The sequence below is a fragment of the Ralstonia nicotianae genome, assembly GCF_018243235.1.
In the GTDB taxonomy this organism is placed as follows: domain Bacteria; phylum Pseudomonadota; class Gammaproteobacteria; order Burkholderiales; family Burkholderiaceae; genus Ralstonia; species Ralstonia nicotianae.
Genome location: NZ_CP046674.1, coordinates 1,929,502 through 1,941,677 on the forward strand (window position 1 = coordinate 1,929,502; position 12,176 = coordinate 1,941,677).

At 69.6% G+C, this 12,176-nt stretch carries 8 protein-coding genes; 1 reads left to right on the plus strand and 7 read right to left on the minus strand.

Annotation, left to right across the window (positions count from 1 at the left end):
• Positions 1 to 47 precede the first annotated feature (47 nt).
• The 5 genes from GO999_RS08765 to GO999_RS08785 all read right to left on the minus strand — a co-directional run bounded on the left by GO999_RS08765 (position 48) and on the right by GO999_RS08785 (position 7,919).
• Positions 48 to 1,187: a cupin domain-containing protein gene (locus GO999_RS08765; RefSeq protein WP_011001763.1), complete on the minus strand. Its 1,140-nt coding sequence runs from the start codon at positions 1,185 to 1,187 to the stop codon at positions 48 to 50.
• A gap of 38 nt (positions 1,188 to 1,225) precedes the next feature.
• The gene (locus GO999_RS08770) at positions 1,226 to 3,544 is read right to left on the minus strand and encodes a bifunctional salicylyl-CoA 5-hydroxylase/oxidoreductase (protein ID WP_211906137.1); all 2,319 of its coding nucleotides are present in this window, start codon (positions 3,542 to 3,544) and stop codon (positions 1,226 to 1,228) included.
• Positions 3,541 to 3,987: an acyl-CoA thioesterase gene (locus GO999_RS08775; RefSeq protein WP_011001765.1), complete on the minus strand. Its 447-nt coding sequence runs from the start codon at positions 3,985 to 3,987 to the stop codon at positions 3,541 to 3,543. The genes GO999_RS08770 and GO999_RS08775 overlap by 4 nt, the downstream gene beginning before the upstream one ends.
• A 4-nt stretch (positions 3,988 to 3,991) precedes the next feature.
• Entirely contained in the window at positions 3,992 to 5,503 is a 1,512-nt protein-coding gene (locus tag GO999_RS08780; RefSeq protein WP_211906138.1) for an indolepyruvate oxidoreductase subunit beta family protein, read from the minus strand.
• A gap of 115 nt (positions 5,504 to 5,618) precedes the next feature.
• Complete coding sequence (locus GO999_RS08785; protein WP_211906139.1) at positions 5,619 to 7,919, minus strand: thiamine pyrophosphate-dependent enzyme; 2,301 nt, start codon at positions 7,917 to 7,919, stop codon at positions 5,619 to 5,621.
• Positions 7,920 to 8,353: 434 nt separating this feature from the next.
• Here GO999_RS08785 and GO999_RS08790 point away from each other — a divergent pair, with 434 nt between their 5' ends.
• A complete protein-coding gene (locus GO999_RS08790; RefSeq protein WP_211906140.1) occupies positions 8,354 to 9,382 on the plus strand; it encodes an AraC family transcriptional regulator in 1,029 nt (342 codons plus the stop codon).
• A 187-nt stretch (positions 9,383 to 9,569) separates the two neighbouring features.
• Here GO999_RS08790 and GO999_RS08795 read toward each other — a convergent pair whose 3' ends face one another.
• Together GO999_RS08795 and GO999_RS08800 are read right to left on the minus strand one after the other, a co-directional pair.
• Positions 9,570 to 10,463: a SphA family protein gene (locus GO999_RS08795; RefSeq protein WP_211906141.1), complete on the minus strand. Its 894-nt coding sequence runs from the start codon at positions 10,461 to 10,463 to the stop codon at positions 9,570 to 9,572.
• A gap of 104 nt (positions 10,464 to 10,567) precedes the next feature.
• Entirely contained in the window at positions 10,568 to 12,175 is a 1,608-nt protein-coding gene (locus GO999_RS08800) for a phytoene desaturase family protein (protein WP_071012230.1), read from the minus strand.
• Position 12,176 lies beyond the last annotated feature (1 nt).

Below are 12,176 nucleotides of genomic sequence, written 5' to 3' on the forward strand. Positions count from 1 at the left end.
TCTTCTCCAAGGAATGTTCAATGTGGCGCGGGCCAGCCGCCGCCGGCTTACTTCGCTGCGGGACCAGGCAGCGGCTGGTGTCCATCGTTGTCGGCCAGGGCTTCCTCCCGGTAGAGGCCGAGCTTTTCCATCACCGGCAGGTCGCTGAAGCAGAACAGGCAGGCGTCTTCGCTGGCGCTGCCGTTGACGTGCTCGTGCCAGGCCCACGACGGGACGCAGAAGATGTCGCGTTCGCGCCAGTCGAAGCGCTGGCCGTTGATGATCGAATAGCCGCTGCCCTTGGCGACCTGGTAGAGGAAGCTGCCGGTGTGGCGGTGCGCCTTGCCGACGAAGCCCGGCCGCAGCAACTGCATGCTGGCGCCGATGGTCGACATGACGTGGCCGCCGGTCACCGGGTTGGCGTAGTGCATCAGGGCGCCGTCGAAGGGGCTGCCCTCGACGGTGTACGCGTAGCGCTGCAGCGCTTCGTACGTCGGCCCCCACGCATACTTGAACAGCGGCGAATAGGGCTTGCTCCAGCGCGCGTCGTGCGGGCGCAGGCCGGGCGCGCCCCAGAGCGCCGTCGAGTCGTTGACCGGGTATCCGACGGCCTGGTGCAGATCGGGGTGGACGGCGTAGAAGCCGGCCTCCAGCGCGTTGACCAGGGGAATGTCCAGGCCGTCCTGCCAGATGCACGGCAGGCCGTCCGCCTCGACGCCGTGCTCGTGCCACGTACCGTTGGGCGTGAGCACGAAGTCATTGGCGTCGAGCGTCATCTTGTGGCCGTCGACGATGGTGTACGCGCCGCGCCCTTCCATGATGAAGCGCAGCGCCGACGAGGAATGCGCGTGCGCCGTGGCGACTTCGCCGGGGTGCATCACCTGCAGCCCCGAGTACAGCCAGCCGACCGCCGCGCTGACCTCCTGCCGGCCGGGGTTGTTCAGGTAGATGACGCGACGCCCCGCCTTTTCGGGCGAGACGAGGGCCACCGAGCGCAGCACGTGGTCGCGCAGATCCCGGTAGCGCCACAGGACCGGCACGGAATCCGACTTCGGCTGCCAGGGCTCGATCTTGTTCGCCACCGTCCACAGTGCGCCGGCCTGCAGGCGCGCCAACTGCTGGTAGTAGGCCAGCAGCTCCGGGGTGTCCGCCACGTCGGCACGGCCGGCAATGCTTTCCCGATAGGCGTCGTACGCGGTTGTTGTCATCGTGGATCTCCTTGGTCTGGTTCAAGCGAATGCCGGCATCACGCGCGGCTGCGGGCAAAGCTGCGTTCGAGCGGTTCCTTGCCGAACCGGTAGGCGGGCGGCCATTCGACGTCGTGCCAGCCCAGCCGGGCGCTTTCCCGCAGCACCCAGGCCGCGTCCGCCAGGTGCGCTCGCGAGAGGGCGCACAGGTCGGCGCGGCCCGAGGCGACGATGCCGTTGACCTGGTCGGCGTCGCTGATGGCGCCCACCGCGATCGTCGGCACGCGGGCTTCGTTGCGGATGCGGTCGGCGAACGGCGTCTGGTACAGGCGTCCGTAGACCGGCTTCTGGTCGGGCGTGACCTCGCCGGACGAGACGTCCACCAGGTCCGCGCCGCCCAGGTGCAGGCGCCGGGCGATCTCGACCGCCTCGTCGACCGTGGTGCCGCCCGGCGCCCAGTCGGTGCACGAGATGCGCACCGAGATCGGCAGGTGCGCCGGCCAGGCCGCGCGCACGGCGGCCAGCACCTCCAGCGGGAAGCGCAGCCGGTTCTCCAGCGCGCCGCCGTAGGCGTCGGTGCGCCGGTTGGTCAGCGGCGAAATGAAGCTCGACAGCAGGAAGCCGTGGCCGGCCTGCAGCTCCAGCCAGTCGAAGCCGGCGGCCGCGGCGCGGCGCGTGGCCTCGACAAACTGTTCGCGGATGCGCGCCAGATCGTCCAGGCTGGCCTCGCGCGGCAGCTGGGAGCGGCCAGGCAGATAGGACAAGGCGCTGGCGGAGACGAGCGGCCAGTTGCCCTCGGCCAGCGGCTGATCGGGCGTGTCCCAGCCGACCCGGGTCGAGCCGCGGCGCCCCGCGTGGCCGAGCTGCACGCCGATGCGCGTGTCGCCGTGCCCGTGCACGAAGTCGGTGACGCGCTTCCAGGCGGCGGCCTGTTCGTCGTTCCAGAGCCCCGGGCATCCCGGTGTCATGCGCGCCTCGGGGGCCACTGCCGTCATCTCCGTCAGCAGCAGGCCGGCGCCGCCCAGCGCCCGGCTGCCCAGGTGCACGAGGTGGAAGGCCCCCGGCACGCCGTCCTGGCTCGAATACAGCAGCGTGGGCGACACCACCACGCGGTTTTTCAGGGTGATGCCGCGCACGGTGTATGGCGTCAGCAGGGGCGGGCAGGGGCGCCCGCCGTCGGCGGCCGGCACGCCGGCGCGCTGCGCCAGCCAGCGCTCGTAGTCTTCGAGCCACTTCGGGTCGCGCAGGCGCAGGTTCTCGTGCGAGATGCGCTGCGAGCGCGTCAGCAGCGAATAGGCGAACTGCTCGGGCGCCAGGCCGGCGTAGCGGGCCACGTTCTCGAACCACTCGGTCGAGTTGCGCGCGGCGTTCTGGATCTTCAGGACTTCCACCGAGCGGACCGCCTCATAGTGCTGGAGCGCGGCTTCGAGCGGGCCATCGACGTTCTTGAGCGTGCGCGCCAGTTCGATGGCGTCTTCCAGCGCGAGCTTGGTCCCCGAGCCGATCGAGAAGTGCGCGGTGTGGGCCGCATCGCCCATCAGCACCACCGGCACGCGCTTGCCGTCGATCTCGTTCCAGTGCACCCAGCGCTCGCAGATCACGCGCGGGAACTGGATCCAGATCGCGGAGCCGCGCAGGTGCGAGGCGTTGCTGATGAGCGGGTGGCCGTCCAGGTAGGGGGCGAAAAGTTTTTCGCAGTAGGCGATGCCTTCTTCCTGCGACATCTGGTCGATGCCGGCCGCTTTCCACGTCGCTTCCGGCGTCTCGACGATGAACGTGGAGGTGCCGTCCTCGAAGCGGTAGGCGTGCGCCTGGAACCAGCCATGCTCGGTGGGCACGAAGATGAAGTTGAAGGCGTCGAACACCTTCTTCGTGCCGAGCCACACGAAGCGGCACTTGCGCGTGTCGATGTCCGGGCGGAAGGTCTCGGCGTAGCGCTTGCGCACCAGGCTGTTGAGGCCGTCGGAGGCCAGCACCAGGTCGGCGCCGTATTTGCGGGCGATTGCCTGATCGTCTTCGACATACTGCTCGAACACGAGCTGGACGCCCACTTCCTCGCAGCGGGCCTGGAGGATGTTGAGCAGCTTCTTGCGGCCGATCCCGATGAAGCCGTGGCCGCCGCTGCGCACCGCTTCGCCCTTGAAGTGCACCTCGACGTCGTCCCAGCGGTTGAAGGCGTCGCCGATCGTCGCGCCGGAAACGGGGTCGGCCTCCCGCAGATTGCCCATGGTGGCATCGGAGAACACGACGCCCCAGCCGAAGGTGTCATAGGGGCGGTTGCGCTCGATGACCACGACGTCGTTGGACGGGTCCTGCAGCTTCATCAGCAGCCCGAAATAGAGGCCGGCGGGGCCGCCGCCGAGGCAGACGATTTTCACGATGCGCTCCTTGTTGCGTTGAGGGGGGCCGCGGTCAGGGCTTGCCGCAGGGCCTGCGGGATATCGATGGCGCGGTGCGTCGTCAGCGAGGTCGACACCACCACTTGATTGACGCTCATGCGGACCTCGCCGTCGCTGCCCGTGCAGGCAAGGGCCAGCGTCAGCGACTTGCCGCCCAGGCGCACGACTTCGAGGCTCAGCGTCACGTCATCGCCCATGCGGCTGATCGCGCGGAAGTCCGCTTCCAGCCGGACCGTCGGCAGCCCGTAGCCTTGCTTGCCGATGTAGCCCGCGAAGCCGTCCGGCAGCAGGCTGTCGATCCAGGCCTCGAGCAGGTTGTTGAACATGACGAAGTACTGCGGGTAGAACACGATGCCGGCCGGGTCGCACTCGGCGAACCGGATGCGGTGGGGGCGGCTGAACTGGCATGGATTCGGATGCATGGCGTTATCCCTCGACGGAAAAGGCATGGCGTTGCAGGCACGCGCGCAGCTGATTGCCGTGCTCGTCGGCCAGCGCCGCGTCGCGCAGCTCGCGCAGGGTCTGCGGCGGCAGGGTGTCGGCATGGCGGTCGACGACCGTCATCAGCGTTTCGTAGTGCTTCAGGCCGCGCGCGTGGGTGTCGCCATAGCCCTTGACCAGGCGCTGGCACTGCGCGGTCTCCAGGGCCAGGGCGGGGTTGATGGCGGCCACGGCGCGCACGCGCTGCAGCCAGGCTTCGATGCGCGCGTTTTCGAGCGCGTAGCGCAGCGTCGTCCGGCGCCAGCGGCCCCAGCGGGCCAGCGTGTAGAGCAGCAGGAAACCGCCGAGCGAGCTGGTCTTGACGACCCGGCCCTGCCGGGTGAAGCGCGCGACCAGCCGATGCGCCCAGTGCGGCCGCGCCAGCCAGCGGCCCAGGCCCGCGGGCAGCGTCTCGCAGATCTCTTCGATGCGCGGGTGCATGAACTCGTTGATTTGCAGCAGCTGGTCGGACTTGGCCCGGACCTCGCCGCGCACCCGCTCGAACCGGCTGCCGCGCGTCTTGAGGTCGGCGACCCGGATGGTGTCCTCGTAGGACATCCACAGCGCGAGGTGGCGCGCGGTTTCGCCCAGCAGGTCGGGCTGGCTGCCGCCGGGCGCCGCGGACAGCGCGTCGAGCCGGTCCAGGTACAGGCCGGCGTAGGCCGGGTCCTGGTAGTCGATCAGGCGCCGGACGCCCTCGATGGCGATCGCCGACACCTGCGGCGCGAACCGGCGCGCGCGTTCGAGCAGCGCGGCGACCGCCGGATCGCGGGGCGCGGGCGCGGCATCGGCGGGCATCGGCCGGGGCGCGTCGGCCGTGCCGTCGGGCTGGCCGGGCCGGGCGCGGGCGTAGCCGGCATCGAAGGCCTTCAGGCTGGGCTTGACGCCGACGCCGCCGCGCTCGATGGTCGCCTCGAACTGCTCGCGGCTGAAGGGCAGGACCCCGCTGCCGCTCAGCGCGCCGAACAGGACGGCGCTGACCACGCTGCCCGCGCGCTCGGCGGCCTCCGCCATATCGAAGCTGAAGAAGTGCCGGGCGGCCTCGCGGGCCTGGCGGGCCAGCTCATCGCTGTCGACGCGCCCGTCGCCCATGGCCGACTTCTCGGCGATGGAGTACACGCGATGGCTGGAAGCGATCAGTGTGGTGCGCTCCCGGGTGACGAAGCCGCGCTGCACCGCGCGGCCGGCCTCCATCAGTTCGGATGCCAGCACCACATCCACATCGCCCGGCATGGGCATGAGCGCGAGCACGGGGGCACGCGCGGGGGCATCGGCCGCGCCCGGGAACAGTTCGACGTAGTAGATCGTGGCGCCGGTGCGCTGGGCGACCCCGGGGACCGAGGTCGTCTGGGCGAAGTAGCCGTTGGCCTCGCCCAGGTCGACGATCCAGTCCGCGAGCACGCCGCCGCCTTCTCCACCCATGGCGAGGATGGCGATCTTGATGGGCTCAACAGTCATGATGGGGCTCCGATGGTGCGGTGATGCGGGGCGCCGAGCGCGCACGGGAAGTCGTGGCGCGTCGGTGCGAAAGGAAAAGCAGGGCGGTGGCCGGATGCGCGCCGGCCGCGCGGCGTCAGAACGCGTACCGGACCCGGCGCCTCGCGTCGCGGCGCTGCAGCCAGCCGATCACGCCCTCGCGCACGCGCTGGCGCAGCCGGTCCAGGCGCGTCGGGTTGCTGACGATCTCGGCGCGGAAGAACGACGGGCAGAGCACGGCGGCATGCGAGACCTCACCGCACAGGCCGCAGCCCACGCAGCTGTCGATCACGGTGGCGACGGGGTCACGGCGCAGCGGGTCGGGGTTGGGGCGGATCGACAGCGACGGGCAGCCCGAGAGCCGGATGCAGGAGTGGTCGCCGGTGCAGGTGTCCGGGTCCACGCCGAAGCGCTCGCGCACCACGCGCTCGCCGGCGGCGGCGGCCTTGCGCGCCCGGGGCTTCTCGCGCCGCTGCTTGTTGAGCATGCATTCACTCTGGGCGATGAGCACCTTCGGCCCTTTCACCGGAGTGGTCAGCGCTTCGCGCAGCGTCGCCGTCATGGTCTTCAGGTCATAGGTCCGCTTGATCGTGCGGACCCACTCGACGCCGACGCCCTTGACGGCCTGCTCGATCTCGTGGCCCGTGCTGCGCGTCGGGTTGAGCGCGGTGGACGAGAGGATGTCCTGGCCGCCGGTGGCCGAGGTGTAGCTGTTGTCGACGATGATCGTCAGGTTGTCGCTGCGGTTGAACACCGCGTTGGCGACGCCGCTGGTCAGGCCGTTGTGCCAGAAGCCGCCGTCGCCCATCACGGCGATGGCGCGCTTGCCGGCCGGTGCGTTCAGCGCGGCCGCGCCGGCGGCGCCCAGGCCGTATCCCATCGTGGTGTTGCCGAGGTTGAAGGGCGGCAGGATGGAGAACAGGTGGCAGCCGATGTCCGCGCTGACGTGATGGGGCCCCAGCTCGCGCTCGACCAGCTTCATGGCGGTGAAGATCGGCCGCTCCGGACAGCCCGTGCAGAAGCCGGGCGGCCGGGCATGCACCACCGGCTCCAGCGGCGGGAGCACCGCCACGTCTTCGCCGGCGCCGGCTTCCCCCGCAGCCTGCTCGGCGGCGATGCTGGCGGCGGGAATGGCGTTGCCTTCTCCGTTGTCATCGTCCCCAGTGCCGACGGCCAGGGCCGGCTGGCGGGGCGTGTCCGCCGCGCTGGCCGCAACCACCGTCAGCGGAATGACGCGCTGCTTGCGCGCCGGCTTGGGCTGCGGCTCGAGGTAGCCGTAGCGCTCCAGGAAGGCGCGCACGCCGGTGAGCACGGTGGCGGTGTTGTACTCGCCCGCCATGGGCAGCAGATCCTTGCCGTGCAGCGCGGTCGGCACGCCCAGCTGGCGCAGGATATTGGCGACGTTCTGCTCGACGAAATTCGGCTGCCCTTCTTCCAGGACCAGGATGGCGCGCTTGCCCTGGCAGAAGCGCTCGAACTCGGCGTCCACCAGCGGGTAGGCCACGTTCATGACGTACAGCGGAATCTTCGACTCGCCGTACACGTCGGCCAGGCCGAGCTTCTGCAGCGCCCGGATCAGGGTGTTGTAGTTGCCGCCCTGCAGCGCGATGCCGACGTCGGCCGCGTCTTCCGAGAAGAACTCGTTGAGCTTGCGCGCCTGGATGAAGCGGATGGCGGCCGGCCAGCGGTCATGCACCTTCTCCTTCTCGTGCTGGAAGCTCGCGGGCGGCAGGACGATGCGGCTGAGGTCCCGCGTGGGGTTCTCGAGCGCGTCCTTGACGGTGAAGGCCGGCCGCCGGTTCGCCGACGTGACGAACTGGCCGTGCACGTGACACGACCGGATGCGCATCTGCAGCATCACCGGCGTGCTGCTGGCCTCCGACAGATCGAAGCCGTCCTTGACCGCCTGCACGATGCAGGGCAGGTTGGGGCGGGGATCGAGCAGCCACATCTGCGACTTCATCGCGAAGGCGTGGCTGCGCTCCTGCATGATCGACGAGCCCTCGCCGTAGTCTTCGCCCACGATGATGAGCGCGCCGCCCAGCACGCCGCCCGAGGCCAGGTTGGCCAGCGCGTCCGACGCGACGTTGGTGCCGACCGTGGCCTTGAAGGTGACCGCGCCGCGCAGCGGATAGTTGACCGACGCCGCCAGCGTGGCCGCCGCGGTCGCTTCGCTGGCGCTGTTCTCGAAGCGGATGCCGTGCTCGCCCAGGATGTCCTGCGCGTCGGCCAGCACGTCCATCAGGTGCGAGATCGGCGCGCCCTGGTAGCCGGCCACGTAGGCGACGCCCGATTCCAGCAGCGCCTTGGTCACGGCCAGGATGCCCTCGCCGCTGAAAACCTCGCCCGCGCCCAGGCGCAGCTTCTTCACTTCTTCGACAAACGACCGCTCGGCCATGGTGTTCCTCTTTCCGGTTCATCCGGCAGGTAGTGCCCTTGGCTTTCACTTTCGTTGCGCGATGAAGGCGCGTCAATACATGATTAATCATGCAATTTCACTTTCGGCAGAGGGTGGATAACAGCCGCAAAAAGGGGATAGGGGACCGTTGGGGGGAGCGGGTTTTCCTCAGGTGGGCTCGGCGCGGATGGACGGGTACGATCTTGGAACTCGCTGTTCGGGAAGACTTTTTTTCCAGGACCGCAACGCAAGGGGCGGATCGTGCCCCGAAACGGCGGACCGCCACGAACAGCGAGGGTGATGACCTGCATGAAAAATCATGCATCTTGGTATGGGTCTTGCAAGTCGTGGCGGCGTCCACGGGCCGGGTCGGCCCGAAGGTGAAGCTGCCATGATCGACGCGACACTCGGCCCCAGCCCAGGAGGCAAAGCCCATGTTGAACACAACGCCCCCACTGACCGCAGCGCAGCGTCCGGCTGGGTTGTCGGCCGCCCTCGATCCGTTTCCGTGCGCGCCGGAACGGTTGCTGTTCGCCTCCGCCGACCTCGATGAAATCCGCTCCATGGTCGGACGGGTCATGAAACCGCACCGCCTGGCGCTGGTGGGCGGCGCGGATCGCCTCGATGCGCGCATGCACTACACGCCACTCGGCGACATCTCGCTCAGCCGCTTGCGGTACGGCGCGGCCGTCGAGATCGAGCCCGGCCCCCTCGACAGCTTCTTCCTGGTGCAGATGCCCATTTCGGGGAGCGCGGAAGTCGAGAGCGGTGCACAGCACATCGACTCCGGTCCGGATGTCGCCTCGGTCCTCAGCCCCGAAGAGGGCACCAAGATGCGCTGGTCCGCGGGCAACGAGCAGCTGATGCTGCGCCTGTCGCGCTCCCTCGTCGAGCGGACGCTGGTCGGCCATTTCGGCCATCCGCTGGAGCAGCCCCTGCGTTTCGAGCTTGGCTTCGAATGGCGGGGCTGCGCGCAGTGGCGGTGCCTGCTGAGCTATCTGATCGATTGCTCGGCGCAGGGCCTCGACCTGGCGCAGCACAAGCTCGTCATCGCGCAGATCGAGCAGTTGGCCGCTTCGGTGCTGCTGGCCTCGCACCAGCACAACTACAGCGAGGCTGCGCCGTCGCGGCGGGGGACGATCCTGCCGCGCCACGTCAGGCGCGCGCAGGACTATCTGCAGGCCCATGCCCACGAGCCCGTCTGCGCAGACCAGCTGGCCCAGGTCGTGGGCGTCAGCGTGCGCAGCCTGTACACGGGCTTCAAGGAGTTTCTCGGCGTCAGCCCGATGCACTATCTGCGCGACCTGCGCATGGAGCGCACACGGACCGAGCTGATGAGCGGCGAAGCCACCAATGTGGCGGGCGTTGCCCTGCGCTGGGGATTCGCCCACATGGGCCGTTTCAGCAACGACTACAAGCAGCGCTACGGAGAAACCCCCAGCCAGACGCTGCGCCGCAGATAGCGCGGCGAGATCGGCCGGCGCTGCCTGCCGCACGCACACGCGGGCCGCGCATGGCGGGCGGAAAGCCGCCGGGGCAATGCGCCGGCGGCTGCGTGCCGACATCGCACCAGGGTCCGGCCGCGCCTGCGCCGGGCGCCCGAGCAAAAAAGGGAAGGGCGGCATCGTTGCGATGCCGCCCTTTTTCATATCAGAAGGGAATGGAAGCCTTGACGTAGAACTGGCTGCCGGAAGGCCGGTTGCGCACTTGGAATTCCTTCTGCCACTTGACGGTCAGGAGCCAGCCCCGATCGTTCGCATAGCGGATGGAGGGGCCCACCGCCAGCGCCCGGGCCTTGCCCTGGGCGGCGGCGGGGCCCTGGTCGTTCGTGGTCTGCTGGTAGACATACCCGCCCACCCCGAGCACCCAGCCGTTGCCGATACCCCAGCCGGCGCTGTAGTCGGCATGGATGGCCTGGCCCGAGCGGGTGTCCGTCCGGGTGTTGCGGAAGTTGAGGTCGTACATCACCTTCAGGTCGCCGTTGAAGCCGGTGGGCTGCATGTAGGTGATGGCGGCCAGCGGTTGCGCCGTCCAGTAGTTCTTGCCCAGGCTCGAGGGGTCGGTCGGATCGTAATGACCGGTCGGCGCAAACACGTCGAGGCCGATCACATAGTGGAGCGCCGGTGAGACGTGATACCCGAGGGCCGTACCGAGCGTGATGTCGCCCAGCCCCGAGCTCTTGAAGCGCGCGCCGTTGGCGCGGAAGTCGACGTCGAGCAGGGGGGCGATGGCGTGGAACGCCAGTTGCCCGCCGAACACTTGCGCGGGCGTCACCCAGATCAGGCGCGGCGCCAGTACGTTGACATCAACCTTGAAGTCCTGCAGCAGGGATTGGCCGCTGTTGCCGCGCAGCGTGTCGTAGCGCGCGGCGCCGGCGTAGACCAGGGCATGCACGCCCGGCGGCGGCAGCGCGCCGACCAGGTAGTTCTCCAGGCCATCCGGATAGATGGCGAGGCCACCGCCTTCGGTGGCATGCGCCGCGGTCATGCTGGCGGCACAGGCCAGGACGCCCAGCAGGGGGTTCTTGAGTGCAGACTTGCGCATGGCGTTTTCCTTGACCATGGTTGAGAAAAAAACGGACGAGGCCGGCCCCGTCCCGGCCGGGTCGGACCGGGACGATCGACGGATGACAGCGTGTGCGTGGCCCGCTAGCGCGGACTCAGGTGCTGGGCCACCATGAACCCCGAGCCGGCGCCCAGCCCCGGTCCCGGGTGCGTGCTGGCGCCGATGTGGAACACGTTGGCCAGCGGCGTGCGGTGCGCGCGGGCGCCCTGGCTGCCCGCGAACGGACGCAGCCAGAAAAACTGGTCGGGCGAGCAGACGCCGGAGTAAGGATCGCCGCCGACCAGGTTGCAGTTCAGCGCCTCCAGGTCCGCCGGCGAATAGGCGCGCCGGCCGACGATGCGTTCGGCGATCCCCGGCATGACACGTTCGAGCCGTGCCTGCACGCGGTCCGCGAACGCTTCGCGCACCGCTTCGTTCCAGCGGCCGTCGGCGGGCACGGGAATCTCGCCCGCCGCATCGCCCTTGAGCCGCGTCGGCAGCTCCTGCATCTGGATCCACAGGATCCAGCCGCCCGTGGGCGCGCGCGATGGGTCGGCCACCGTCGGCTGGCCGATGCCGAGGGTGGGGCGGCTCGGCAGCAGGCCGTTGTTGGCTTGCGTGACCGAGGCGCAGACCTGCTCCAGGCTCTCGGTCAGGTGCACCAGCGGCACCTTGCAGAGTTCCGCCTCGCGCCAGGCGGGCGGCGCGTTCAGCGCGAAGTGGATCTGCATGTCGCCGCGCCCGTAGCGATAGCCTTCGGCGCGCTCGCGCAGCGGCTGCGGCATCTCGGGCAGCAGGCGGCCGTACAGCTGCTGGGGCGTGACGTTGCAGACGACGGCTTGCTGGGCACGCAAGCGCCGGCCCCCGGTCACTGCCACCCCGGTGGCGCGCCGGCGGCGGCCCTGGCCCTCGGTCAGCACCTGCTCGACCGGCGTGCCGGTCATCAGCGTGCCGCCGTGCTGCTCGATGACCCGCGCGAGCGCTTCGACCAGCCGGCTGCCGCCGCCCTTGACCACTGGCATGCCGCCGCTGACCACCGAGGCGAAGGTCAGCTTGCCGATCAGGGCCGATCCGGCGTCATCGGGGCCGAGCCCGGAGTGCAGCACCCACGGCGCGATCAGCGCGCGGGCCAGGTCGGAGCGCAGCGTGCGTTCCGACCAGCGCCGGAAGGTCTCCAGCGCGTCGGCCGCGAAGGCCGCCAGGCCGTCGGTGCCGCGCTGGCGCCACTGCCCGAACAGCAGCTTGAGCATCGCCCAGCCGTACGGATTCTGGCCCAGCAGGCCGAACGTGAGCGCGGCATCGGGGCCGAACAGGCGCGCGGCCATGGCGCCCAGGGCCGCGCCATCTCCGGGCGCCAGGGCCTCCAGGCGTTGCACCGCATCGTTCAGATCCTGCTTGAGCGCCAGGCCGCGGCCGTCCGGCCAGACCAGGCCCGTGGTGTAGTCGGGGCAGAGGAACGCCAGCCCCGCCTGCTCCAGCGCGGGCTTGAGCTCGGCATAGCCCGGGCTGCCGACGAACAGCGGGTACCACGAAGACATCACCTCATGGTGGTAGCCGGGAAACAGCTCTTCGGTGCGGATGCAGCCGCCGAGCCGGTCATTGCGCTCGAGCACCAGCACACGCTTGCCGCGCGTGGCCAGCAGCGCCGCGCTGACCAGCGAGTTGATGCCGCTGCCGACGAAGATGACGTGCGGATCCGACGATGCGGTCATG

Bases quoted from the DNA above. Each gene is read 5' to 3' on its own strand.
- GO999_RS08785 (WP_211906139.1), bottom strand. From the start codon at position 7,919: ATGGCCGAGCGGTCGTTTGTCGAAGAAGTGAAGAAGCTGCGCCTGGGC.
- GO999_RS08800 (WP_071012230.1), bottom strand. From the start codon at position 12,175: ATGACCGCATCGTCGGATCCGCACGTCATCTTCGTCGGCAGCGGCATC.
- GO999_RS08795 (WP_211906141.1), bottom strand. From the start codon at position 10,463: ATGCGCAAGTCTGCACTCAAGAACCCCCTGCTGGGCGTCCTGGCCTGT.
- GO999_RS08780 (WP_211906138.1), bottom strand. From the start codon at position 5,503: ATGACTGTTGAGCCCATCAAGATCGCCATCCTCGCCATGGGTGGAGAA.
- GO999_RS08790 (WP_211906140.1), top strand. From the start codon at position 8,354: ATGTTGAACACAACGCCCCCACTGACCGCAGCGCAGCGTCCGGCTGGG.
- GO999_RS08775 (WP_011001765.1), bottom strand. From the start codon at position 3,987: ATGCATCCGAATCCATGCCAGTTCAGCCGCCCCCACCGCATCCGGTTC.
- GO999_RS08765 (WP_011001763.1), bottom strand. From the start codon at position 1,187: ATGACAACAACCGCGTACGACGCCTATCGGGAAAGCATTGCCGGCCGT.